The organism is Nostoc sp., assembly GCF_036917355.1.
In the GTDB taxonomy this organism is placed as follows: domain Bacteria; phylum Cyanobacteriota; class Cyanobacteriia; order Cyanobacteriales; family Nostocaceae; genus Nostoc.
Genome location: NZ_JBALDP010000021.1, coordinates 93,209 through 120,133 on the forward strand (window position 1 = coordinate 93,209; position 26,925 = coordinate 120,133).

Consider the following 26,925-nt stretch of genomic DNA (forward strand, 5'->3'; position numbering starts at 1 on the left):
CCAAGGAAACTTGGCGGGGTAAAGGGCAAGGGGGAAAGGGAAAAGATGTTTACTCCTTTAACCTTTAACCTTTCCCCTTTCCCCAGCCCTCACCTAACAATTTTGGGTTGGCAGACTACTAGGGCGTACATCTGTGCGTCCATGCTAAACGAAGAATTTAACTCATCAACACAATACAAAGGAATTAACCACAATGAAAATATTAGTAACTGGAACAGAAGGCTATCTAGGTTCATTATTACCGCCTCTGTTAATCGAAAGAGGACATGAAGTTATTGGTCTAGATACTGGCTTCTATAAAGTTGGTTGGCTGTACAACCCAAGTGGAGTGACACCCAAAACCCTCAACAAAGATATCCGCAACATCACCCCTGATGATTTGGAAGGTATTGAAGCCATAGTTCACATGGCGGAACTCTCCAATGACCCAGCCGGACAATTAGCACCAAATATTACCTACGAAATTAATCATGTAGGTTCAGTTCGTCTAGCTAGTCTGGCTAAGGCTATGGGTGTGCGTCGCTTCGTATATATGTCTTCGTGCAGTGTCTACGGTGTTGCTACCGCAGGTGATGTCACAGAAGAATCCCCAGTTAATCCCCAAACAGCCTACGCAGAATGTAAAACTCTCGTAGAAAGAGATGTCAGACCACTCGCTGACGATGACTTTTCTCCCACCTTTATGCGGAATGCAACAGCCTTTGGTGCTTCTCCCAGAATGCGCTTTGATATTGTTTTAAACAACTTAGCAGGGTTGGCATGGACTAGCAAAGAAATCAAAATGATTAGTGATGGCACACCTTGGCGGCCATTAGTCCACGCATTGGATATTTGCAAAGCAATAGTTTGCACCTTAGAAGCACCACGAGACATTGTACATAACCAAATCTTCAACGTGGGAGATACAGCAAATAACTATCGCGTTAAAGAAATCGCGGAAATTATTGCTGATGTTTTCCCAGATTGCAAATTGTCCTTTGGTGATAACGGCGCAGATAACCGCAGCTATCGCGTATCCTTCGAGAAAATCAACACAATCCTACCTGGATTTAAATGTGATTGGAATGCCCGACTTGGTGCCCAGCAGCTATTTGATTTATTCAGTCAAATACACATGGCTGAAGATACTTTCTTGTTTAGAGGATTTACCCGCTTAAAACAGCTAGAGTATCTAATTCGGACAGAGCAAATTGACAAAGATTTCTTCTGGAATAAAAAATAGCTAAAGTTACCTAGCCGCAACTGAAAAGGAATCTAAGCTTCCGAATCAAATAGCGTTGATTCGGGCTTATTCCATCCATCAAATCATTTGCAATCAGCGAGTTAAATTTTATGGCGCTCATCTCAGCATTAGTAAACGAGCTAGCCATCTGAAAGCTAAAGAGATTGCTGCTGGACTGCATCGCTACATTTTGAGAAAAAACCAAATAAACAAAGTAGAAGATGAATAAATTGCTGACTATCGCAATTCCTACATTCAATCGTGCCCAGATTTTAGATAAACAACTTACTTGGTTAGCCAAATCTATTAAAGGGTTTGAGTCTGAATGTGAAATCTTTGTTTCTGATAATTGTTCTACAGATAATACCCAAGAAATTATTAAAAAATGGCAGATAATTCTTAGTAATGTAACATTTACATCAAATAGTAATAGTGAAAATATTGGGGTAATGGGTAATATTGCCTGTTGCTTAAAAGCTCCAACTAGTAAATATATTTGGACAATTGGTGATGACGATCCAATTCAAGAGAGAACCCTAGATTATGTGTTAACAACACTTAAAAAACATTCAGATTTAGCACTAATGTTTTTAAACTTTTCTGGTCGTCAAAAACAAACAGGTCAACTTGTTGTCGAACGCTGGTTGAATAGTGATAACGACGAATTAAGAGTTGATGGTAAAACTGTATTTCAAAGTTATCTGAATGAAAACTTTGGTGGTGTACTTTTTATATCAGCAGCAATTTATCGCACAAATTTAGTGCAACGTGCTTTACAAAAATGGCCGTCTGCTACTAATAATTGGGCATCTCAAGCATATTGGACTGCATTTTGCGCTGCTCATGGAAGTGTCATCGTCACTAAAGACACTTATTTAGAATGTACTATGGGCGCTAGTCTTTTGGATCTCGACCCAACATGGAACTTTAAAATGCGATATGCCTACATACCTGAAGTTTATATAAAACTACTAAAGGTAGGATATCCTCATAAATTTTGTCAGGAAATGATTTGGCAGAATTTCCATCAAAAAACTGACTTAAAAATCTTATTAGGTGCTTTAAAACGTTGGCCTTTATTGACAATCAAGATATTTATTCCTTACCTACGTTTGTTAAGCATATCAGCTTGGGCAATTCTTTTTCCACCCAAACAGCTAGAGACTAGCCTATAACCATTCATACATCAATTTATTAACTACTATTTTTTACCATGCAGAAATTACTGACCATTGCTATACCGACTTATAATCGTGCTGAATTACTGGATAAACAGTTAGCATGGCTAGCTCAAGCTATCAAAGGTTTTGAAGATGATTGTGAAATTTTAGTTTCTGATAATTGTTCAACAGACAATACTCAGGATGTGATTAAAAAATGGCAAATAATACTTAGCAGCATCCCATTTAAATCAAATAAAAATCCTCAGAATTTAGGCGTTGTCAAAAATATTATGTATTGCCTAAATTCTACTACAACAAAATATGTTTGGACGATTGGTGATGATGATCCAATTCAAGATAGAGCTATTGCTTATGTGATTAGCAAACTTAAGCGATATGAAGATTTATCATTATTGTTTCTCAACTTTTCCGGTCGGAACCAAATTACTGGTGAACCAGTTCATCCACCAACAATTGTTGGTAATCGCTGGTTTGATATAGATAGTGAAGATGGTGATGGTGATGGTGATGGTAAAGCTATATTTGAGCATTGTTTCTCAAAAAGTGTCGGTGCAGTCATTTTTCTGACTGCTACAATCTACCGCACTGATTTAGTGAAACGCGCTCTCCAAAATTGGCAAGATGCTGAGAATAACTGGATATCTTTAGCATATTTAGCCGGATATTGTGCTTCTAATGGTCGTGTAATTGTCACGAAAGAGACTTATTTGGAATGTGTTGTGGGTGTGAGTTATTGGCAGAAAGAACCAAAATCTGCACTTTTAATGCAATACAAACATATACCCGAAGTAATTTTGAAATTGGAGCAGAGTGGATATTCTAAGCAGTTTTGTCGGCGGATGCTTTTGCAAAACGGTAAAGAAGTCAACTTGAAAGTTTTCTTAGGTGCTTTAAGAAGATGGCCTATGTCTGCTATTCAGACAGTAGTCCCATTTTTGGCTTTAGTCGGTTTATGTGCTTTTGACGTGATGATTTCTAAAGAATTTAGTTTAGCAGAATCAAGTGAAATACCTGCTCAAGAAATACGGAGCTATAAGCCATAAACTACTGAATGGCTGATAAATCGACATTGAAAATAGAAAGAATTTACCACATGTTTAATCTAATTAAACGCAAATTATCTACGCTATCTGCTGACTTTGAATATTATGTAGCTTGTTGGAAGCATAGCAGAAATCTGCCAGCATTGGAAGGGCGCGATCGCAACATTCTCAAGGCTCTCAAAAAAGACGGTGTTTATGTCACAACACTGGCAGATTTAGGCTTAAACTCTAGCTCCGAACTGCTCAAAGCTGCTTACCAGCAATTATCTCAGATGGAAAATCCCAACAACGGCCATCTAGACGAAAAGTTGCCACAAATTTCCACAGTTACAGGTTTACCAGAGTTTTATGCCTGGGCAATGGAGAAAAGACTTCTCAATCTCATCGAAAATTATATTGGTCTTCCTATTGCTTTTCACGGTGTACATTTACGTAAAGATTTCCCTAGCAAACATCAGTTTGGTACATTACTATGGCATGGTGATTCCGAAGACCGCCGCATTATCAAAATCTTTATTTACTTGAATGATGTCGAAGAAAAAACTGGGCCTTTTGAATATATTCCCCGCTCTTTAACTTCCTTATTTAGTTGGAATTATATTCGGCTGTTCTACAAACTTTGGAAGTCAGGCTATAGGGGAATCGATGATGAAGAAGTGAAAACAATCATCCCCAAATCAGCTTGGAAATCCTGCCCAGGTCCAGCAGGTACTGTCTTGATTGTAGATGCGAAAAATACTTTACATCACGGCACAGTCCGCACAGAAGACCGCTTAACACTATTCTTTTGTTACACCGCCAACCCTCCTGAAAAACCAGAACTCTGCACCCAATACTGGGATGATACTTATCCCAGAGCAGAGTTAAGGCAGCAAGTCGAAAATAGCCGATAGTGTACTAAAGGTAGTCATGCAATGCTGATCAAGATTAAACGTAAAATATCTTCACTTGGATCTGAATTAGTTTACAGATTAGCACTTTTGAAACATGCTGCTAATTTGCCTGCACTAGAAGCAAGCGATCGCAAAATTCTTAATGACCTTAAATGTGATGGTATTCATATTACCACACTTGCTGAATTGGGATTCGATTCAACAGCAGAATTGCTCAAGGCAGCTTATGGTTATTCCTCCCAAATGGAATCTGGCAATCATGACGATTCAAAAGAAAAATTTCCCCAAGTTTACACAGTTACATATTTACCTGAATTTGCTACTTGGGGAAGCGAAAAAAGGCTTCTAAACATCATTGAAAACTACATTGGTCTGCCAATTATTTTTCATGGTGTACATCTCCGCAAAGATTTTCCTAATAAAAGTCAGTTTGGTACACAACTATGGCATAAAGATGCAGAAGACCGCCGGATGATCAAAATCATTATTTATTTAAATGATGTTGAAGAAAAGCACGGGCCATTTGAATATATCCCAGCCTCTTTAACCTCTTTATTTAGATTGAACTATTACCGTACTTACTACAAGCTTTGGCAATCTGGTCATTTAGGAATCACCGATGAAGAACTAAATGAAATTATCCCGAAAGAGGCTTGGAAATCTTGTACAGGATCGGCAGGAACAGTGATTATTGTCGATCCCAAAAAAGCCATACATCACGGTACATCACGCACAGAAGATAGGCTAACTTTATTCTCGTGCTACACTTCTACTTCTCCCGATCGCCCAGAAGTTTGTACTCAATATCGAGACAATACTTTTCCCCAACCAAAGTTAACTGAACCAGTTAGTAATAGCGCCATCTAGTTCAGTTAAAGCAAGCTACTTGTTAATATCAAAATCCCCTCAAGACTATTCAAGGTTATTCATTCATGATCTTCACTCAAACTGCACTCAAAGACGCATTCATCATTGATTTAGAAGAAAAGCCAGATCACCGTGGTTTTTTCGCTCGGTCTTTCTGCGCTCAAGAATTTGAAGCACACGGATTAAAGCCAACAGTTGCTCAATGTAACCTGTCTTTTAATTACAAAAAAGGTACTATCCGAGGAATGCACTATCAAATTCTGCCAGCCGCAGAAACAAAATTGATTCGCTGTACTAAAGGCGCAATCTACGACGTAATTATTGATATGCGTCCTGAATCCCCTAGCTTTTTATCACATATTGGTGTAGAGCTAACCCCAGAAAATCGCCGCGCTTTATATGTTCCAGAAATGTTTGCTCATGGCTATCAAGCGCTCACCGATGAGACTGAAGTTGTATATCAAGTGGGTGAATTTTACACCCCAGGATATGAAAGAGGTTTACGCTATGACGATCCATTCTTTAACATTGATTGGCCTCTAGATGTGACTGAAATCTCCGAGAAAGATTTAAATTGGCCTTTGTTGAGAATGATGACTGTTGGCGTATAGACTATTTCTCTGTGCCAGGTGTTTTCCACACAACACACTGGCTCCTCTGTATGAGGTAAGGTATTTCCAAAAAATATACCGCAGGGAGCAGGGGGAGGAAATATACAAGAGCAAATTAATACCAAAGAAAAGTTTGCCCAAGCCTACAGAAATGCTGTGGAGCAAATTATCAAAAATCATAGCTGGAAAAACAGACTGCTGTTATGGCATCTAGCAAGCAACCAGTTAGTAGCTATCATTAATGATAATTACCATGAAAATGTACTTAATGTTTAGCTGTAAAAAATTATTAAGTGCAAAATTATCGAGAATTTGTAACACAACAAACAGTTCCAAAAAGGAGTTTAGTTCATGATTATTATCGATCGCGCCTTACAAACCCGTGCAGCAGCAGGAAATCCTATCAAGGTGGGAATGATTGGTGCTGGTTTTATGGGTAGAGGAATTGCCAACCAAATTGTCAATTCAGTGCCAGGAATGGAGTTAGTTGCTATCTCTAATCGCCAGATTAGTGCAGCTAAACAAGCTTATTCGGAAGCAGGAATTGAAGATATTCAAGTTGTTGCAACTGTCAGCGAATTAGAAGATGCGATCGCTAACGGTAAGTATGCAGTCACAGAAGACGCTAAGTTACTGTGTCGGGCTGAAGGCATCGATGCATTAATCGAAGTCACGGGTGCAGTTGAATTTGGCGCTCAGATCGTTATGGAAGCGATCGCCCATTGCAAACATGTGATCATGATGAATGCCGAACTCGACGGCACCATTGGCCCCATCCTGAAAGTGTATGCCGACAAAGCAGGTGTGATACTCAGCGCTTGTGATGGCGATCAGCCAGGGGTACAAATGAACCTTTATCGCTTTGTAAAAAGCATTGGTTTAACTCCCTTATTGTGCGGTAACATTAAAGGACTCCAAGACCCCTATCGCAATCCCACTACTCAAGAAGGATTTGCTAAACGTTGGGGTCAAAAGCCCCACATGGTGACTAGTTTCGCCGACGGAAGCAAAATTTCCTTCGAGCAAGCGATCGTTGCCAATGCCACAGGCATGAAAGTCGCCAAACGGGGAATGTTGGGATATGACTTCAGCGGTCATGTCGATGAAATGACCCAATTATATGATGTTGAACAACTCAAAGAACTGGGCGGTATTGTCGATTATGTAGTTGGAGCCAAACCAGGCCCAGGCGTATATGTATTTGCCACTCACGACGACCCCAAGCAACGCCACTATCTCAACTTATACAAATTAGGCGAAGGCCCACTTTACAGCTTCTATACTCCTTATCACCTCTGTCATTTTGAAGTTCCCTTGTCCGTAGCGCGTGCTGTTTTATTTGGTGATGCCGTTATGTCTCCACTAGCAGGCCCGCTAGTAGATGTTGTCACCACCGCCAAAATCGACCTGAAAGCAGGAGAAACCTTAGATGGCATCGGCTACTACATGACCTACGGACAATGTGAAAATTCCGATATCGTCCAACAGCAAAATCTTCTACCAATGGGTTTAGCTGAAGGGTGCCGCCTCAAACGAGATATTTCTAAAGATCGAGTCCTCACTTATGAGGATGTAGAATTACCTGAAGGCAGACTCTGCGACCAACTACGAACTGAGCAAAACAATTATTTTGCTCCAGAAAAAATCTTAGTAGCAGTTGGATAATATCGGTTCTCAAAACATTTGCCACAAATGAATTAGCTGTAGGGGTGTACAGCTGTACGCCTCTATATGTTCGTCGCCAAAATTTCATCAAGAGGATAGAAAGCTATACTGCGGGACACTAAAGTTGTTGATAGTAACTTGCTGGGGAGCGTTTCAACAAACCCGATCGAAACTTTAGGTCAAATTTCATGAAAATTGCTCTCGTCCATGATTATTTAACCCAGCGAGGTGGGGCAGAGCGTGTGTTTGAACTGCTTTGTAAGCGCTATCCCGAAGCAGATATTTTCACATCTTTGTACGACCCCCAAAAAACTATCGATCTAGGCGATCGCATCGTTAATACAACCTTCTTACAAAAGATTCCTGGTGCAGCAAAATATTTTAGGTCGATGGCTCCTCTATATTTTCCTGCCTTTCGTGCCTTGGATCTGCAAGACTACGATTTAATTATTAGTAGTAGCACCAGCTTTGCCAAAGCAGTGCGAAAAAATCCCAATGCCCGCCACATTTGTTTTTGCCATAACGTCACCCGTTTCTTATGGGATACAGCAACTTATTTAAGAGAGTACGGGGACTATAGATATTTTGCTCCTTTAATCGAACAAGTATTTCAAGTCATGAGAAAGGTAGACTTGAAATATGCACAAGAGCCTGACCTTTACATTGCTAATTCTAGTGTTGTTGCCCGCCGAATTGAAAAAATTTATGGCAAAAAGGCAATGATGGTGAACTATCCAATTGATACTAGTAAATTTGTTTTTTCAGATATAAAAGATGAATATTATCTGGCCTCCGCCCGGATGATCGGTTATAAGCGACTTGATATAATAGTCGAAGCTTTTAATTGGTTGGGGTGGCGGCTATTAATATCTGGTGACGGCCCAGAACTAGCACGGTTAAAATCCAAAGCATTACAAAATATTGTGTTCTTGGGACACGTAAGTGATAGAACCCGCAAAGACTTGTTTTCCAAAGCCAAGTCTATTATTGTCGCAGCCTTAGAAGATTACGGGTTAGTTCCAGTTGAGGCTAATGCTAGCGGTACACCAGTCATCGCTTATGGAGCGGGTGGAGTATTAGATACTCAAATTCCAGGTGAAACAGGAGTCTTTTTCAAAAGACAAACACCCGACTCTCTCCAAGTTGCCTTACTAGAAGCTAACGGCATTTCTTGGGATTACGATCGCATCCGTAATCATGCAGTAGCAAATTTTTCAGAAAATGCATTTTTTGGCAAGGTTGAACAAATTATCAACCAAGCTTGTGGCGTGCAGCAATTATTCATTTGATTTCTGAATCTCTTTCCACTATCAGATTACCTATTTATTTGCTCTCTCCTCATTGGCGGTTCGTAAAAAAATAGGTATTTTTCGGAGAATCTCTTAGCGTAAGTCTTGAAGACAAGGATATAAAAGTGGTTCAAACTAGTCTAAATCCTCATCTAGCTCCAGCTTCTGAAAATGAACCAAGTTACGGGCAAATGTTTGCCGTATTTGTGCGAAGATTTCCTTGGTTCTTAGCAGTATTAATTAGTTCTATTGCGATTGCCAGCATAGTAACTGTAAAAACAAAGCCTACTTATAAAAGTTCTATGCAACTGCTAGTAGAACCTAACTATCAAGGTAAAACGGAAGGTGGTGCGGGGGTAGACAATCAGTTTACTGACTCTAACGTGGTCATAGATACTGCCACTCAGCTTAACTTGATGCAAGGTTCGGGACTTATCCAGAAAGCAGTTGATAAACTTCAGTCTAATTATCCAGATATAACTTCAGCTGAAATTAAAGCTTCTTTGGTCTTAACTCAAATCAGGAGCAAAGAAGATAATGTCGCTACTAAAATATTTCAAGTTGAATATACTGCTGGAGATCCTGAAAAAACCCAAAAAGTTCTGGATGCAATTCGACAAGTTTATCTGGAATATAACAAACAACAACAGACTTCGCGTTTACAAAAAGGTCTGCAAATCATTAGGGAACAGCTAAGTAAAGCTAGTGAAGAAGTAAACGCATCTGAAACAAATTTACAAAGATTTCGCAGAAATCAGAACTTAATCGATCCAGAGTCACAGGCCAAAGCGATTGAAACAGCTTTGAACAATCTTTCCCAAGAAAGACAGACAACTCGCGCTCAGTATGGAGAAGCTTTAGCACGTCAAAAATCTTTAGAAGAACAACTTAACCGTTCTCCCCAAAATGCTCTAGTTGCTTCTCGTTTGAGTCAGTCTACTCGCTATCAAGGCTTACTCAACGAAATCCAAAAAAGCGAATTGGCACTATCACAAGAACGCTTACGCTTTACAGATCAAACTCCGAGTGTGCAAAAGCTGAAAGAACAGCTTCAGGGCCAGAAGGAGTTATTGCAACAAGAGGTAGGAAGAACTTTAGGCGGAAAGTCTTCTGGTGCTTTCACTTCTGGAGACTCTCTTCTCGAAAAAGGACAGTTGGGCCAAATCGATCTCAGCCTTGCCGGTCAGTTAGTAGAAACGCAGACAACTATAGTTGCTTTAACTGCTCGCGATCAAACTTTGGCTCAGAAAGAAAACGAGCTACGTTTGGAAATCAAACGCTTCCCGCCTCTGTTGGCTTATTACAATCGGATGCTACCGCAGTTGCAATTTAGTCGTGAAAGATTAGAGCAGCTTTTAAGAGCAGAACAACAATTACGGCAAGAACTTTCCAAAGGTGGATTTAACTGGGAAGTGGTGGAAGATCCCCAAAAAGGCGCACAATTAGGCCCCAATCTCCAACAGAATTTGCTGTTAGGTGCTGTGGTTGGCTTAATGTTAGGAGGTATTGCTGCCTTTATTCGCGAATCGGCTGATGATGCAGTTCACACCACTGCTGAATTAGAGAAGCAAATGGCTATGCCGTTGTTGGGAACAACTCCCAAGTTACCGCCAGCCAAGCCCAGAGAATCAATGATCAAGTTGCCTTTTGGTAAGCCAGAAGTTCTCGCCCCCTGGACAATTCAGGTATTGCAATCTCCACCGCGTTGGGAATCGCTGGATCTGATTTACAAAAACATTGAACTTTTAAATACTGTTACTAATTTAAAATCTTTGATGATTACCTCGGCTTTAGCCGATGAGAGTAAATCAGCTTTGGCGTTGGGTTTGGCAATGAGTGCTGCTCGTTTACACAAAAGGGTACTGCTGATTGATGCCAACTTACGCGATCCCAGTTTGCACCATCAACTGAACCTTCCTAATGAGCAGGGACTTTCAACTTTATTGGCGAGTGATACAACTCTACCCAACCAAATTAGTCTTCAATACTCAGGCTCCGCCTACATCGATATTTTGACCGCTGGTCCCAAACCTACAGACCCAGCTAATCTGTTGAGTTCTCCTCGGATGATGCAATTAATGGCAGCATTTGAGGAAAACTATGATTTGGTTCTGATAGATGCGCCCCCAGTTCTCGGTTTGGTGGATGCCATGCTTACCGCATCATCTTGTCGTAGTGTGATTATGGTGGCAAGCATTGGTATTGTGACGCGAAGTCAGCTTAATCAAGCGACAGCTATGCTGAGTAAGTTAAATCTGATTGGGGTTGTAGCTAATGGGGTATCAAACTCTAGTAGTAATTACGTACCCAATGTCAAACAACAGCAATTAGCTCTACGTCAAGCTGTAGAAAAGTAGCTAGTACCGCAAGGCGTAAATTCAGCTACCATCTTAGCTAAACAAGGGGCTTAAGCCCCTTGTTTAGGAAATGAGAATAACTCATTGTTTAGTTCTTATTTATGTTCATGTATAAACCATATTTTCTAGATTATGTGCCAGAAAAACCTAATTTCAGATAGTCAAATTAGCAACCTGATAAACGAAAAACCTTATTGAGGGGTTTGGAAATACTTTTTGGGGTGCAGTCCGTGACGCGCTCTGAGTCTGTAACCATCTGCGTAGATAATAGCGGGTTCATTCTCAGCATGAAGTCGATCTTGATCATCTACAGATAATTTGACCGGACGCTCACAAACAATACAAGTACGTTTAAATGGCAAGAACCAACCACATTCTGTAACAACTGCTTGCAGAATTGACCACAAATTTGAGTCATGAACACATCCAAGAACGGAGACACAAAAATCAAATAGACTACACCAGACAGTTAATTCCTCAGATTTAATCCAACCAGAAGAGGGTTCTAAACTCCAAGAACGCTTGCAGATAAGGGCGTTGCGAAGTTGTTGAAAGACACTATCACTCAGTTGTACAGCTATTGCGCTCCAAAGTTTATCGATGAGAATAAGGTTTGGATACTCCTCTCTATGATATCTATACAAATGACTGCTTGATATTTGTCCACGACATTTTTGTTTTACTAGTCTTCGAGCAGTGTATAACCCATCAGCAAATATAATTTCAGGGGTGTATGTGTATGATAAATTGTTAACAGTATAGAACTGCTCAATTGCCAAGGTAGCTTTCTGACGATCAATAGGAGCAAGTTGAAGTGCTACTTCTCGCCATTGCCTACGATAAGCTTCCAAAATAGTTACTTGATCGTTAGTAAGAGTTTGAACCTCGATACCTAACTTTTGAACCAGTAGCTTCTTCAAATCTCTATCTGGTTCCCATAAAAGCCAATTCTGATCGAGCAAGTGGACTGGAAGATTCTGCAAAAGTAGTTTTCTAACAGAGAAATCTTTTTCTGCTTGATACCATTGAGCTTTCCATTGATTTGGCAGAAGTATTCCATACTGTTTTGGTAATTTGATTCCATGATGAGCGTATACCCTAAACCCATCCAAAAATTCCAGTGCAGGTTCTCCCTCTGCATGTAAGCGTTTTTCAGTATCAAAAGAAATGCGTATGGGGCGATCGCAAACAATACAAATTTCTTTAAATGGAAAAATCCAACCACACTCTATTAATAAAGCTTCAAAGAGTTCCCAGTGTTTGGGGCTATGTTCCCAATTTAGACAATTACTCAGCCAATCAAGATAACAGCCGTCACATGCCCACGATTCAGGAGCAATATAACAATAGTCATAATGCCAAGATTGGGTTTGTAAAGTTGTCCATACTTCTGGTTGTTTCCCTAACTGTAACCATACTTCTCTTCTCAATAAAGAATTTAACTGGTTGTGTAACTGAGAACTCAGCGCCTGGTTTGGATATTCAGTAAGTCCTGCTGGATATACTCTTACATCTGAATATCCGGTTAGTTGAAAGGTTAATTCTCCCTTAATATCTTTGTGAATTTGCTGACTTAAATTATTGAGCGGAGCGTAATTCCGACTCTCAATCAATTCTTTCAGTATTAAAATAGCACTGTACGGGCTATTTGTGAATCGCAATAAAGGAGCATTCACATTAAGTAATTGATATATCTGATTAATTACTGTTGTTACTTTATCATAATCGATTCTATTTGTATTGGTAGCAATAGCTCTCCACTTTTCTTTGTAGTTTGAAACTAAAGCAAGTTGCTCAACTGTAGGAGGAGTAAAGCTCATTTTTGTCTAAAGAAAGTTATATAAACTAAGTTCAATAAATCTGAGTAGGGATTGGGGTTTAAATGTAATACATAGTAGGGTAGCATAGCTATCTACCCTAAGTTTTGATGAACCAAATTGAATTTGGTTGCTATCAGGAAAATTTCAGTATATTTATGCTATCTTCACATATTTTCCGAGAAATCACTGGCTCTTTAAAGAATAAATAAAGAAGTTATTTGAGCGATCGCTATTTCTACATAGTCTTATATTCTAGAGATTAAAGCACCTTCATAAAGGCTAGAAGACAAGAGCAGACTAGTTTTGTTAAATCTATCGACAGAATGAACACCTCAGCGTAATTAAACGTAGATATAGATTCATGGGTAATTTCCCTCTACACTTCTCTACTGTCAGTAGTTTCCGGAAAATCAAGATTTGCCCATGAATGTTAATAGTAGCGGTGATTGCTACCTATGTAATTAGTATCTGTCTAATTTGTACATCTCTACACCAGCAGAATTCTACGCAATACGTGCTTGGCTGAGTGGCAAATACTATAGCATATTTTTGCTCTCAATTCTCTCCAACTTTTTGGACTTACAACAAGATTCGGATTTGGGTCTTTGGCATTAATAGCCTTTGATAACGCCTCAGTAATTCACTCCTGTATAAACCCAAAGACATTATGACAACTTCAATAATTCCAACTCTAGAGAATTTATATGATGTAACCCAGTCACAGCAAGATAATCGTGGGTACTGCACACTCCAGTGGCGACGGGGTAAGCTGTTGGTGAAGCCACTTGGAGGAGTGAAACAACCATATCTGGCTTCATTAGATAATAAGCGATCGCTAGTAGAATGTTTACAACATTCTCCAGTAAGTTTGGTCAGCATAGATCCAAAATTGGGTGAGACTTTGCTCAAATTTTGGGCAGATGCATGTGAAGCAGCTCAAAAACCAATATTCTTAAGTATACCCGCTGGCAAAAAACTTCCTAACCAACCCTTCAGACAATTGCAGCGAGTAATTGATTGGATTGCTGCTTTCGTATTGCTGCTATTAGTAAGTCCACTCATGTTGGGATTGATTGTATTAATGCAGATTTACTCACCAGAGTCACTTTTTTGTCATGAATGGCGTGTTGGGGAACGAGGTAAACTCTTTCAAGCAATCGGCTTTTGCACCGAAAATACCACACCGCTAGGGCGTTGGATGGGTAAATACAATCTCGACAATCTGCCACAGTTATTTAACGTGCTACGGGGCGACATGAGTTTAACCGGATCTCGTTGTTGGACTTTGGAAGATGCAGTACAGCTAAATAAATTACCAGAAATTACAGCTTCCTGGGAAGTAGAGGCACAGTCTCATCTGTTACATCTGGATAGCCAAACTCTGTAATTTATCGGTGCGGTAATTGATGATTTCATTTATCGCACTGAGGCTAAAAAAAATTATTTATGTAGCATCCGATTCTAGATAATTAGTTTTCCAAACGCGATAAATCGCATCTATACATCAGGGTTTTGTTGCTCATTCCGAACTGTATCGATCTATAGAGGTCTATCTACCTTGCCAAACTATTATGATAAAATCCATGAATTTCCAGCTTCCTCAACCACTCAGTAATCTGCTCAAAGCTAGCAGCTTTTGGCAGGAAAACTATTTGATATTGCGAGAATTTAAACATTTTCGAAAAATTGCAATTTTAGCTCTGGTATTCTCAATTTTGGCGGCAACCTTTGAAGGTGTAAGTATTGGTTTTTTACTTTCCTTTTTGCAAAGCTTAACTAGCCCCAATGCTCAACCCGTCCAAACAGGAATAGAATGGTTCGATCTTTGGATTTTAGGAGCTAAGACATCAGCAATTAATCGTTTATATCGCGTATCTTTGCTGATTTTATTGAGTACTTGGTTACGTGCTACCTTCAATTATTTTTCTCAAGTTTATACTGAACTATCTCAACTACATCTTGCCGATCGCTTACGTAAACAAATTTTTGAACAGTTACAATCCTTATCTCTAAGTTACTTTAGTAAAACTCGTTCTGGCGAACTAATTAACACAATTACCACCGAGATTGAAAGAATCAGACAAGGTTTTAGTGGCGGAGCTTTTTTAGTAACTAGAGGACTCACAACCTTTGTCTACTTAATATCAATGTTTTTGATCTCATGGCAATTGACGATAATATCAGCATTGCTATTTACACTTTTAGGTGTGGGGTTGTCAAATCTGAATGCCAGAGTCAGAGAATCAAGTTTTGGCATGACAACTGCTAATGCTAATTTTACATCAACAGCCATAGAATTTATTAATGGTATCCGCACTGTTCATTCTTGTGGTACTCAAGAATTTGAGCGTCAGCGTTACTATAAAGCTAGCGATAAAGTAATAAGTAGTACAACAAAGGTTGTATTTACCTGGACACTAGTGAAGCCAATTGCCGAAGCAGTAGCGACTACGGTATTGATCGGAATGATTATTTTGGCATTCACTAGTCTTGTCACTAATGGAACGCTACAAGTTGCTTCTTTGCTAACCTTTTTCTTTGTACTATTTCGCTTTATCCCATTTGTTCAAGATATTAATGGTACGAGAGCATATCTTAGTACCTTGCATGGTTCAGCAGACAATATTAAAAATCTGTTGAAAAGTGATGAAAAATATTACTTTCAAAATGGCAGAGTTCAGTTTAAGGGATTAAACAGATCAATAGATTTAGTATCTGTGGATTTTGGCTATGATGATGAAAATTTAGTGTTGCATAATATTACCCTGACCATTGAAAAGGGAAAAATGACAGCATTAGTCGGATCGTCTGGTGCTGGTAAAACAACTCTTGCTGATTTGATTCCCCGATTTTATAATGCTACAGATGGATATATTTACATTGATGAAATCGATATCAAGCAGTTTGAAATTAACTCTCTCCGTCGCAAAATAGCTGTTGTCAGTCAAGATACCTTCATCTTTAATACTAATGTTTGGCAAAATATTTCTTACGGAACTCCAGAAGCGACGAATGAGGAAATTCAAGAAGCCGCTAAACTAGCGAATGCACTAGAATTTATTTTGGAAATGCCCGAAGGTTTTGATACCCAATTAGGAGATCGGGGTGTTAGGTTATCTGGAGGACAAAGACAGCGAATTGCTATTGCACGAGCTTTACTGCGGAACCCAGAAATTTTGATTTTGGATGAAGCAACTAGCGCTTTAGATTCGCTATCTGAGCGCCTAATTCAAGATTCATTAGAAAAGCTATCTGTGGGTAAAACAGTAATTGCGATCGCTCACCGTCTTTCTACTATTTCTAAAGCAGATAAAGTTGTAGTTTTAGAACAGGGACGGATAGTAGAGCAAGGTAAGTATCAAGAACTATTGGAACTAAAAGGCAAGCTTTGGAAATATCATCAAATGCAGTATGAGCTAAGGCAGCCAGATTAGAAACAACATCTAATTACCAAAGTAATTAGAACATATTTATCGGCTGTATATCTCTACAGCCGTAAACCCCTAAATATGTATCAGTAATTTTGCGAAATTGTCAAACAATAAGATTTTAAACACTTATTACTTCTACAAATAAGTTATTAGAATTAGTCCTATATACTTAAAATTAATAGAAAATATGCTCCAGGAAACCTTTGACAAAGACCTAATTTATCAATGCTCAAGTTTTGGTGTCGGTGGCAGCGGAGGCGTTGAAACTTATTTAGCTTCCTTGTTTAAACATCGACCACCTGATGTTAGCGATCGCGTGATAAAATCACTTAAAAATATCGATCAAAAACAGTTCAAACTGTTGCACATCCACAGTCCAGATTTGCTATTGCAGCTTACAGGCGAATGTCCTGCTATCTTCAGCGTTCATAATCACTCATTTTACTGCCCTAGTGGCACAAAGTATTTAGCAGAGCAACGGACAATCTGCGATCGCAACTTCTCTTACTTAGGATGTACCTGGGGTAAATTAGTAGATAAATGTGGTAGCCGCAGACCTTTAAGAACTCTTAGAGAACTTCAAACAACTCATCAGTTTTTAGATGTCTTGAAAAGGCTAAAAATTACTTTCATTGCAAATAGCGAATATGTGCGACAAGAGTTAATTCAAAACGGTGTATCCCCTGAACAAGTTATAACGCTACATTGTGGAATTTCTATCCCAGAAACAGCAACTTCCCCCCTAAGCGTGGAAGTACATCAAAATCATCGAATTTTGTTTGCTGGACGAATTGTTTCTGATAAAGGTCTGGAATGGTTACTGAAAACTTTAATACATACAGACCCAAAAATTCAACTTGATATTGCAGGTGAAGGTTGGGAACGACCGCGGTTAGAAAAGTTAGCAAGCACACTCGGATTGAATAAGCGAATCACTTGGCATGGTTGGTGCGATTCGGATCAATTAGATAAACTTTATCAACAGTGTTTTGCAGTCATCTTTCCTAGTGTTTGGCCTGAACCTGCCGGTCTTGTAACTCTAGAAGCATACTCTCGTTGTCGACCTGTAATTGGTAGTGCAGTCGGAGGGATTCCAGAACATTTACGAGATAGAGAAACGGGTATTCTTGTTCCAAGCAATAATATCCAAAAGCTGGCTGATGCTATTAATGAATTGTCTAAAGATTATCAAAAAAGCCGATACATGGGTGAGCAAGGTCATACTTTATTGATGAAGGAATTTACAATGGCTGCTCATGTAAATAATCTCCGAACAATTTATGCAAAAACAATAGCTGAATTTTCTTCGCAAGCCAACAAACTATATAGTATCTCTCCAGCTAAATAAGCTGAATTTACTAAAAACATAAATTATTGCATCTTTTACTTAGAAAATATAAAGGGAGAAAAATATGTCATTACATCAAGAATGTCAACAACCTTTAGTCAGCGTTGTTATCCCCACCTATAATCGACCAGACTATCTCAAGCAAGCGATCGCAAGTGCTATAAAACAAACTTATCAAAATATTGAAATTATTATTTCTGATAATTGTAGTTTAGAAAATCCCCAAGCACTTGTCGCATCTTTTGGTGATTCACGCATCAGATTTTGGCGACATCAGCAAAATGTGGGTATGTTAGCTAATCAGCAGCATGGTTTCAATATGGCGCAAGGTAAATATGTTGCTAGTCTCCATGACGATGATATTTGGAATGAAGATTTTTTAGCAAAGCTTATACCACCACTAGAAGCTAATTCTGATTTGATTCTCGCTTTTTGTGACCAATACATTATAGATGCCAATGGCATAATTAATCATGCTGATACCGAAGAAAACACACGCGCTTACAAGCGAGACAAACTAGCAAAAGGAATTCATCAACCTTTTTCCAAAATTGGATTGGTAGATAAAAGTATACCTACTGCTGCATCTTGCGTGATTCGGAATAATTTGGTGGATTGGGATACTATTCCCTCAGAAGTTGGTGGCATGTGGGATTTATATTTAACCTATCTATTCTGTATATCTGGTTATGGCGCTTACTATTGTCCAGAAAGATTGACGCGATATCGTGCCCATGAGCAAACTGATACTATGCTCAGTGGTAGTCGAGATGTACAAGCAAAAATTCGCAAAGCGAAAAGCGAAATGTTTTGCTATCAAGTATTTATGGAAGACCCTCGGTTACAGGAATTTAGAACTCATTTTCAACAGAAATGGTTAGAAGCTAATACTACTTTGGGAATTGGTTTGCTACGAAGCGAACAGATAGCAGCAGCACGTCCTTATTTTTGGCAAGCGCTGAATCAACAAAAATTTAATGTGCGAACTATGGCAGCACTTAGTCTTAGTTTTACACCGCGATTTTTAACAAGTAAGTTAATAGGAATATCGAAATAACATCTCAATATCTCTGAGTTGAGGAATTTATTTTACCCCACCCTAACCCTCCCCGTATGTATTGGGGAGGGAACAAGATTCTCTTGTTTCCCCCCTTTATAAGGGGGGATTAAGGGGGGTAATTCGACTTGTGTGTACACCGCCTTCCCAAGGGGAGAGGTGATTCAAGGATTTTATCCTTAAGGAAATAGTGTATGAAACTTTGTATTGTTACTCATAAAATCAAAAAAGGTGATGGTCAAGGACGGGTAAACTATGAGGTTGCTAAAGAAGCAATTCGTCGTGGTCATCACTTGACATTATTAGCTAGTGAAGTCGCACCAGAACTAGAAGAAAATAGCCAAGTTAATTGGATTAAAATTCCAGTCAAAGGCTATCCTACAGAATTTGTGCGTAATTTCATCTTTGCTCAAAAAAGTGCAGATTGGTTACGTAAACATCGCTCTGATATTGATTTAGTTAAAGTCAATGGAGCAATTAATCTGGCTACGGCTGATGTGAATGCTGTACATTTTGTCCACAGTTCATGGTTGCGATCGCCTGTTCATATTTCTCGCAACCGCCGCGATTTATATGGTTTCTACCAGTGGCTATTTACGGCTTTTAATGCCCGTTGGGAAAAACAAGCTTTCCAAAAAGCGCAGGTTGTGGTGGCTGTATCTGAAAAGGTAGCCCAAGAATTAGTCAACATTGGTGTACCGCGTTCTCGGATTAAAGTAATTGTCAATGGCGTTGACTTAGAAGAGTTTACCCCTGGTGAAAGCGATCGCCAAAAATTAGGTTTACCGGAGAATGTCTCCTTAGCCCTGTTTGCCGGAGACATCCGCACACCCAGAAAGAATTTAGATACAGTACTACACGCCTTAGTGAAAGTTCCCGATTTACATTTGGCGGTGGTAGGTCATATCGAAGGTAGTCCCTTCCCACAATTAGCGGCATCATTGGGGTTAAGCGATCGCGTGCATTTTGTCGGATTTCGCCGTGATATCCCCGAAATTATGCGGTCAGTAGATTTATTTATTTTTCCTTCCCGATATGAAGCTTGTAGCCTCGTATTGTTAGAAGCACTTTCTTCAGGACTACCAGTAATTACTGCCACAGCTACCGGGGGTGCAGAGTTGGTGACACCAGAATGTGGCATCGTCTTAACCGACTCAAATGATATCGAAGCTTTAGCTGTGGCGATGATGTCCTTGGTAAGTGTAGATATGCTCATGCAGCAAATGAGTCAAGCTGCTCGTTCTGTGGCAGAACAACACAGCTGGACTACTATGGCACAAACTTATGTGGATTTATTCGAGGAGTTAAGCAAGAATGCGGAACACCGTTCTTATACCGACTTATCGCCGTCCACAAGACCTCTCACGCTGCCTTTTGGCGCTACAGGAGCAAACTAAACCAGTCGATCAAGCGATCGTGGTTGTCCGCGATACGGATGCAGAAACTTGGCAATTTCTTGCCCAATACACAGCGCACAACTTGCCACTGCATCCCGTGAAAGTGACACAACCGGGGGTAGTAGCAGCTCTCAACGCCGGACTGGCAGCAGTGGAGGGCGATATTGTTTCCATTACTGATGATGATGCCGCACCCCACCCCGATTGGTTAGAGCGGATTGCGGCTTACTTTACCTGCGATAGTCGCCTCGGCGGGCTGGGAGGGCGTGATTGGATATATCACGGCAGCAAATTAGAAGACGAATCCCGCCCAGTAGTGGGACAGTTGCAATGGTTTGGGCGAGTCATTGGCAACCATCACCTGGGAGTGGGAGAACCCCGCGAAGTCGATATTCTCAAGGGCGTGAACATGAGTTTTCGTACCCAAGCTATCGGACAACTACGCTTTGACGAGCGGATGCGCGGTACTGGAGCGCAGGTACACTTTGAAATGGCATTCACCCTGGCATTAAAGCGGGCTGGTTGGAAGATAATTTACGATCCTAGCGTTGCTGTAGATCATTATCCAGCCCAACGTTTTGACGAAGATCAGCGAAATAACTTTAATGAAATTGCCTTTATTAATTTAGTCCATAATGAAACCTTAGTTTTACTAGAACATTTACCATTTATCCGCCGGATTGCCTTTTTGTTCTGGGCAGTATTTGTGGGTACATGCGATAGTTTGGGCTTAGTACAATGTCTGAGATTTTTACCCACCCAAGGGCAGTTGGCGGGGAAAAAGTTATTAGCATCTTGGCGTGGACGTTGGCAGGGATATAAACAATTCAAAATTCAGAATTCGCAATTCAGAATGAGGCAGAGCCTCGAATGACTTCATTCCCAGGCTAGTAGTCTGCCAACCCAAAAATGCGCTCGTGAGGACTGGGAAAAGGGGAAAGGGAAAAGGGTAAGGGATTTAAGCCCTTTCCCCCTTCCCCCTTACCCTTTACCCCGCCAAGTTTCCTTGGCGAACTACTAGAGCCTGGGAACGAGTTGAACTTATTTATATGTACATCTAAAATTGAATGAATTCTAAGCAGATACTTTTCAATAGTTTTTTACAAGAAAACTATTCTCCCGAAGAGCGATCGCTACAGGGTTGGATGGCGATCGCAGGCTTTATATTACTAACTGTAGTTTGCTATTTTGGTGGTGTTACTGCCGGATTGCGCCTAATTTACCCGGCGACAGCTTTAGTGGTAGCCTTATTTTTATACTTGCGGCATCCCATTCTCTACATTGGCTTTACCTGGTGGATTTGGTTTCTCACGCCCTTAGCTACTCGCTTAGTTGATTATCGGGTAGGGTGGGATGCTAGCCGTCAAATGCTCATAGCACCCTACTTAGTGGTGTTTATTACTATAGCAACATTTTTGCGACACTTTCCCCGCGCTTCTCGCCAAGGGGGTTTGCCGTTTGTTTTGGCTTTTATCGGAGTTTTCTATGGCTTTCTCATCGGTCTAATTTACAACGCACCTATTCCTGTAGCACGCGGATTGATGGATTGGCTCAGTCCGGTTATTTTTGCTTTTCACTTATTTATCAACTGGCGAGATTATCCCAGCTATCGCCAGAATATTCAGCGAACATTTCTCTGGTGTGTGTTGATTTTAGGAACTTATGGCGTATATCAATTTGTAGTAGCTCCTGAGTGGGATAGGTACTGGCTCATACAATCAAAATTATTCATGAGTTCTGGAAATCCTGTACCTTTCGGGATGCGCGTCTGGAGTACATTACACTCAGTCGGCCCCTTTGGTTCTGTTATGCAGGCTGGATTACTGTTGTTATTTACCGGTTCAGGAAGCTTAATTTTTCCGGCTTCAGCTGTTGGTTACTTATCTTTTCTATTAACACAAGCACGTACTAATTGGGGAGGCTGGTTATTTGGAATAATTATGATTATGGGTTCAGTCAAAGCCAAAATTCAAATGCGCTTAATTACCATAATTGTGGTCATGGCTATTTGTGTTGTGCCATTGACAACTATCGAACCAATTGCTGGAGTGGTAGCAGCACGTTTTGAAACTTTTTCTAATATTCAAGAAGATGGCAGCTTTAAAGATAGATCGGGAACTTACGATAGAAATCTCGGTTTAGCCCTTTCTAATGCTCTAGGTAACGGCTTAGGAAATATTTGGAAGGTCAACGAAAAAACTGGTCAAATTGAAGTAGTGGTAATTGATAGTGGCATTTTAGATATGTTTTTCACCCTTGGTTGGTTTGGAGGCATATTTTATATGGGTGGATTAATCTTTTTGATTATTACTGTTAGCAGCTATGGTGAAGGTCGTTTCGATAGTTTTGTCAGTGCTGCCCGCGCCATTGGGATCAGTGCCGCTTCACAGTTAGTTATCGGTAGCGGGATGTTGAGCGTATCAGGGATGATTCTTTGGGGATTTTTAGCTATGGCTATGGCAGGGCATAAGTACTATAGCAATCCTCAGATGCTTTCCAATATTCCTAACTTCTCTAAGAAATCGAGAATCTCATAAATCTTATAACTTAAATAGGACTTTTATAGATTATGAAAGTAATTATTGTCATGCCACTAGCCGAGCAACGAGGCGGTGGTGAAATGATGCTTTGGGATTTGGTGCAGCAAGGACGTAATGCTGGTGTTGAGTGGCTGGTGATATTTTTAGAAGACGGCCCAATGGTCGAACAAGTAAAGTCTCTCGGTATTGATGCGCGAGTTGTAGAAAGTGGACGTTTACGCCAAATCCACCGTTTTATTGGCGCTGTTTTGCGGATAGCTGCGATCGCCCGCCGCGAACGTGCAGATATAATTGTCAATTGGATGTGGATTACGCATATATCTGGAGGTTTGGCGGCAATGTTGGCGGGCTTGCCTGCTGTGTGGTATCAACTAGAAGTACCTAGCGATAAAACTTGGTTGGTGCGACTGGCAACTTTAATTCCAGCCCGTGCAATTATTACTCTCTCGCAAGATGGCAAGCAAGCGCAGGCAGAGATTTGGCCTCACAGACCAACACCTTTAGTTTATCCTGGTGTCGCATTAGACCGATTTGAACCGAATGCTTTACCAACTCCAGAAGAAGCACGGCGAAAATTAGGCCTACCCTTACACGGGCCGTTGATTGGAATTGTAGGACGATTGCAACGATGGAAGGGAATGCACGTATTGGTGCAAGCAATGCCCAAAATTTTACAGAAGTATCCCGATGCCCATTGTGTAGTGGTTGGCGGTAAGCACGATTTGGAACCAGATTATGAGGACTTCTTAAAAGCCGAAATTACCGCTTTGGGCTTGAAAGACCAAGTAATTATGGCTGGACTACAGCGTAATATCCCGGAATGGGTGCAGGCAATGGATGTATTTGTTCATGCATCAGATAAAGAACCCTTTGGGATTGTGATTATTGAGGCGATGGCGCTGGGTAAACCTGTAATTGCTGGTAGTGCAGGCGGCCCGACAGAGATTATTACCGATGGCATGAATGGACTATTAACACCTTACGGCGATGCGGATAAATTAGCGATCGCAATTCTCCGCTATCTTGACGAGCAAGAATTTGCCCAGAGTGCGGGAGTTGCTGCTAGACAACGCGCTCTCGATTTTTCAACGCAGAATTATGCGCAAAATTTTATTAGTGCAATTCGCTCTGTAATGCCCAGTCCTTTATCACAATAGTTTTGATAGGTTTGTAGTAAGCACTTTAGTGCTTAAAAATTCAGGATTAAAGTCCTTACTACAAACACATTTACGCCTCGTAATTAATATCCTCTAGGCATCTGTGCAATATAAAAAATATTTATGCAAAAGGAATTAAATCAATGTTGATTGATAGCCGCAAATTACCAATAGATGAAATTATCAATACTGAAGTTTGTATAGTTGGTGCTGGCCCAGCAGGAATTACACTCGCACGAGAATTAATTGGGCAAGATTTTCGAGTGTGCTTACTAGAAAGTGGTGATTTGGAATTTAATCAAGAAACTGCATCTCTTGGTGAAGGCGAAACGGTTGGAGATCCTTTTCCACCACTGCAAGATATGCGCCATCGTCAATTTGGTGGAATGGCTAATGTCTGGAATATTGAAATTAATAAAAATCAACTTGGTTTAAGGCACGTACCGTTAGACGAAATAGATTTTGAAAAACGAGATTGGGTTCCATACAGTGGCTGGCCTTTTAGTAAATCTCACCTGAATCCATTTTATGAGCGCGCTCAAGCAGTCTGTAAACTAGGTTCTTTTGCTTATGAAGCTGAGACTTGGGAAAATGCTCAATCTCCTCGGACACATTTCACAAGTGACCGAGTTACTACCAGTATGTTTCAGTTTGGCCCGCGTGATATTTTCACCAATGAATATCGCCATCAAATCAATCAATCTCCTAATATAACTACATTCCTCAACGCCAATGTGGTAGAAATTGAGGCAGACGAAACAACTCAAACAGTGAAACGCGTGCAAGTTGCTTGTTTATCGGGTAAGAAATTTTGGGTTGTTGCAAAAGTATTTATTTTAGCCGCAGGTGGGATTGAAAACGCGCGTTTGTTATTACTATCAAACAAAATTCAAAAGAATGGATTAGGCAATCAACATGATTTAGTGGGTAGATTCTTCATGGATCATCCTTTTATCCGTTGTGGTATGCTTGTTCCCCAAAATCGCAAAATCTTTAATTCGATGGCTTTGTATGATTTACGCCGCGTGAATCATGTCACAGTCATGGGAAAGTTTGCTCTAACGGAACAAGTAATGCGCCGCGATAAATTACTAAATATGACCGCGTTGTTATATCCCAGAGATGAAAGGTATAGATCGGCAGCAAAGGCTTCTGCAAAAATTTTGTTCTCTTCAGTTCGACAAAGACAGTTACCTAAAAATATTTTTCAGCATTTGCAAAATGTCATAACGAATATTGATGATTTAGTAGCTGATTGGTATAAGTATAATCTCAAAAAAGAATATTTATTCCCTGATTTGAGTCATGGAGGATGGTCTGACCATGAAGGTAATGAACAGAAATATACAAAGTTTGAAGTTCTCAGCCAAACTGAACAAACCCCAAATCCAAATAATCGGGTAACACTCAGTAATCAACTAGATAAGCTGGGTTGTCCGCAAGCAAAATTAATTAATTATTGGAGCGAAATAGATATTTGCAGTGTGAAGCGATCGCAGTTAGTATTTGCACAAGAGTTTGCAAGCGCCGGACTGGGTGAATTACAGATTGAATTAGATGGAGATCGTCCAGTTGCTTCTCTTAGTACCCATCATAATATGGGAACAACGCGTATGCATCACGACCCAAAACAAGGAGTAGTCGATGCAAATTGTCAAGTTCACGGCATCTCTAATTTATTTATGGCAGGTAGCTCTGTTTTCCCTACAGGAGGCTATGCTAATCCGACGCTTACCATTATCGCCTTGGCAATTCGATTAGCTGACCATCTGAAAGCTGAATTGTCTCACTAAGTATAACTTTGTGTAAAATCGTCACGTTTTAGATGTAGCGATCGCCTGCTTTTAGTTTAAACTCCAGTATAAAGCAACTATACCAGGAGTTGCCTATCTGTTATTATCAGTTCTGTTCAAGTCAGATAGAAATTATTCTAGGAGATAAACAATGGGCAAGAAATATGATGTTTATGGTGTAGGTAATGCTTTAGTAGATATAGAATACGAAGTATCTCCAGAGTTACTACAAAAGCTAAAAATTGATAAAGGTGTAATGACACTTCTAGATGAAGACAGTCAAAATCATATTTTGGAAAATCTCAAAAATCTTCATTGCCATAAGAGTTGTGGAGGGTCAGCAGCAAACACAATAGTGGCAATTAGTCAACTAGGAGGAAAAACTTTTTATTCCTGCAAAGTAGCTAATGATGAATTTGGAGACTTTTACATCGAAGATTTAGTCAACTCTCAGGTAGATACCAACTTAAAAAATGGCGATCGCCAATCAGGAATTACAGGTAAATGTTTGGTGTTAGTAACTCCCGATGCAGATCGCACCATGAATACATTTTTGGGAATTACTGGAGAATTTTCTACACAAGAATTAGTATCATCAGCGATCGCTGATTCAGAATATCTATATATAGAAGGATATTTAGTGGCTTCTCCCACAGCAAAAGAAGCAGCTATAAAGGCTAGAGAAATAGCTGAAAAAGCGGGAGTAAAAACTACCATGTCCCTATCTGATTACAACATGGTGAAGTTTTTTAAAAATGGTTTATTAGAGATCATTGGGCCTGGTTTAGACTTGATTTTTGCTAATGAAAGTGAAGCATTAGAACTAGCAGATACAGAAGATTTTCAAGTAGCTGTAGACAAACTAAAAACCCTGAGTAAGAAATTTGCCATTACTCGCGGTTCCAAGGGTTCAGTAGTATTTGACGGTCAGAAATTAATCGAAATCGCTGCACCTCAAGTAAAAGCTGTAGATACAGTAGGAGCAGGAGATATGTATGCAGGAGCTTTCCTCTATGGAATTACCCAAGGTATGAGCTATGAAGAAGCCGGAAAATTAGCATCGGCCGCAGCTTCTAAGATTGTTACATGCTATGGACCAAGATTAAAAACTGAAGAGTTAAAGGCATTAGTTATTGCTTAGAGAATGTTTGAAAATTGCCGTATAGCATATTAAATTTTGATATTACCCCCCCAACCCCCCTTATAAAGGGGGGCTTTAAGAAACTATTTCTCCCCCCCTTTTTAAGGGGG

20 protein-coding genes are annotated in these 26,925 nt (G+C 40.0%); 19 read left to right on the plus strand and 1 reads right to left on the minus strand.

Annotated elements, in window-relative coordinates:
- Positions 1-193: 193 nt before the first annotated feature.
- The 9 genes from V7K53_RS05860 to V7K53_RS05900 all read left to right on the plus strand — a co-directional run bounded on the left by V7K53_RS05860 (position 194) and on the right by V7K53_RS05900 (position 11,131).
- Positions 194-1,222 carry an NAD-dependent epimerase/dehydratase family protein gene (locus tag V7K53_RS05860; RefSeq protein WP_292738779.1) on the plus strand — a complete coding sequence of 343 codons (1,029 nt, stop codon included), beginning with the start codon at positions 194-196 and terminating at the stop codon, positions 1,220-1,222.
- A 221-nt stretch (positions 1,223-1,443) separates the two neighbouring features.
- On the plus strand, positions 1,444-2,397 hold the full coding sequence (locus tag V7K53_RS05865; protein WP_335196673.1) for a glycosyltransferase family 2 protein: 954 nt from the start codon (positions 1,444-1,446) through the stop codon (positions 2,395-2,397).
- Positions 2,398-2,435: 38 nt separating this feature from the next.
- Positions 2,436-3,449, plus strand: coding sequence for a glycosyltransferase family 2 protein (locus tag V7K53_RS05870; protein WP_335196674.1), 1,014 nt, complete (start codon positions 2,436-2,438; stop codon positions 3,447-3,449).
- A 50-nt stretch (positions 3,450-3,499) separates the two neighbouring features.
- Positions 3,500-4,342, plus strand: coding sequence for a phytanoyl-CoA dioxygenase (locus tag V7K53_RS05875; protein ID WP_335196675.1), 843 nt, complete (start codon positions 3,500-3,502; stop codon positions 4,340-4,342).
- Positions 4,343-4,363: 21 nt separating this feature from the next.
- Complete coding sequence (locus tag V7K53_RS05880; protein ID WP_335196676.1) at positions 4,364-5,209, plus strand: phytanoyl-CoA dioxygenase family protein; 846 nt, start codon at positions 4,364-4,366, stop codon at positions 5,207-5,209.
- A gap of 65 nt (positions 5,210-5,274) precedes the next feature.
- Positions 5,275-5,820 carry a dTDP-4-dehydrorhamnose 3,5-epimerase gene (gene rfbC, locus V7K53_RS05885; protein WP_322660926.1) on the plus strand — a complete coding sequence of 182 codons (546 nt, stop codon included), beginning with the start codon at positions 5,275-5,277 and terminating at the stop codon, positions 5,818-5,820.
- Between the two features lie 351 nt (positions 5,821-6,171).
- Positions 6,172-7,485 carry an NAD(P)H-dependent oxidoreductase gene (locus tag V7K53_RS05890; RefSeq protein ID WP_335196677.1) on the plus strand — a complete coding sequence of 438 codons (1,314 nt, stop codon included), beginning with the start codon at positions 6,172-6,174 and terminating at the stop codon, positions 7,483-7,485.
- A 188-nt stretch (positions 7,486-7,673) separates the two neighbouring features.
- Positions 7,674-8,774 carry a glycosyltransferase gene (locus V7K53_RS05895; protein WP_335196678.1) on the plus strand — a complete coding sequence of 367 codons (1,101 nt, stop codon included), beginning with the start codon at positions 7,674-7,676 and terminating at the stop codon, positions 8,772-8,774.
- Between the two features lie 125 nt (positions 8,775-8,899).
- Positions 8,900-11,131 (plus strand): GumC family protein, encoded by a 2,232-nt coding sequence (locus tag V7K53_RS05900; RefSeq protein ID WP_335196679.1) that lies wholly within the window; start codon positions 8,900-8,902, stop codon positions 11,129-11,131.
- Positions 11,132-11,322: 191 nt separating this feature from the next.
- On the opposite strand, the gene V7K53_RS05905 is transcribed toward V7K53_RS05900, so the two are convergent.
- Positions 11,323-12,951: a DUF6745 domain-containing protein gene (locus V7K53_RS05905; RefSeq protein WP_335196680.1), complete on the minus strand. Its 1,629-nt coding sequence runs from the start codon at positions 12,949-12,951 to the stop codon at positions 11,323-11,325.
- Positions 12,952-13,618: 667 nt separating this feature from the next.
- On the opposite strand from V7K53_RS05905, the gene hepC reads away from it, so the two are divergent.
- From hepC to V7K53_RS05955, 10 genes are all read left to right on the plus strand, one after another.
- Positions 13,619-14,338 carry a heterocyst development glycosyltransferase HepC gene (hepC, locus tag V7K53_RS05910; RefSeq protein WP_335196681.1) on the plus strand — a complete coding sequence of 240 codons (720 nt, stop codon included), beginning with the start codon at positions 13,619-13,621 and terminating at the stop codon, positions 14,336-14,338.
- Positions 14,339-14,534: 196 nt separating this feature from the next.
- The gene (gene hepA / locus V7K53_RS05915) at positions 14,535-16,385 is read left to right on the plus strand and encodes a heterocyst formation ABC transporter subunit HepA (protein WP_335196682.1); all 1,851 of its coding nucleotides are present in this window, start codon (positions 14,535-14,537) and stop codon (positions 16,383-16,385) included.
- A 184-nt stretch (positions 16,386-16,569) separates the two neighbouring features.
- Complete coding sequence (locus V7K53_RS05920; RefSeq protein ID WP_335196683.1) at positions 16,570-17,730, plus strand: glycosyltransferase family 4 protein; 1,161 nt, start codon at positions 16,570-16,572, stop codon at positions 17,728-17,730.
- A 64-nt stretch (positions 17,731-17,794) separates the two neighbouring features.
- The gene (locus V7K53_RS05925; protein ID WP_335196684.1) at positions 17,795-18,787 is read left to right on the plus strand and encodes a glycosyltransferase family 2 protein; all 993 of its coding nucleotides are present in this window, start codon (positions 17,795-17,797) and stop codon (positions 18,785-18,787) included.
- A gap of 194 nt (positions 18,788-18,981) precedes the next feature.
- Positions 18,982-20,184, plus strand: a complete 1,203-nt coding sequence (locus tag V7K53_RS05930) for a glycosyltransferase family 4 protein (protein ID WP_335196685.1) — start codon at positions 18,982-18,984, stop codon at positions 20,182-20,184.
- Positions 20,102-21,058: a glycosyltransferase family 2 protein gene (locus V7K53_RS05935; RefSeq protein WP_335196686.1), complete on the plus strand. Its 957-nt coding sequence runs from the start codon at positions 20,102-20,104 to the stop codon at positions 21,056-21,058. Before V7K53_RS05930 ends, V7K53_RS05935 begins: the two co-directional genes overlap by 83 nt.
- A gap of 193 nt (positions 21,059-21,251) precedes the next feature.
- Positions 21,252-22,721: an O-antigen ligase domain-containing protein gene (locus tag V7K53_RS05940; protein ID WP_335196687.1), complete on the plus strand. Its 1,470-nt coding sequence runs from the start codon at positions 21,252-21,254 to the stop codon at positions 22,719-22,721.
- 32 nt (positions 22,722-22,753) lie between these two features.
- On the plus strand, positions 22,754-23,881 hold the full coding sequence (locus tag V7K53_RS05945) for a glycosyltransferase family 4 protein (RefSeq protein WP_335196688.1): 1,128 nt from the start codon (positions 22,754-22,756) through the stop codon (positions 23,879-23,881).
- Positions 23,882-24,024: 143 nt separating this feature from the next.
- On the plus strand, positions 24,025-25,674 hold the full coding sequence (locus tag V7K53_RS05950; RefSeq protein WP_335196689.1) for a GMC family oxidoreductase: 1,650 nt from the start codon (positions 24,025-24,027) through the stop codon (positions 25,672-25,674).
- A gap of 151 nt (positions 25,675-25,825) precedes the next feature.
- Complete coding sequence (locus V7K53_RS05955) at positions 25,826-26,815, plus strand: adenosine kinase (RefSeq protein WP_335196690.1); 990 nt, start codon at positions 25,826-25,828, stop codon at positions 26,813-26,815.
- Positions 26,816-26,925 lie beyond the last annotated feature (110 nt).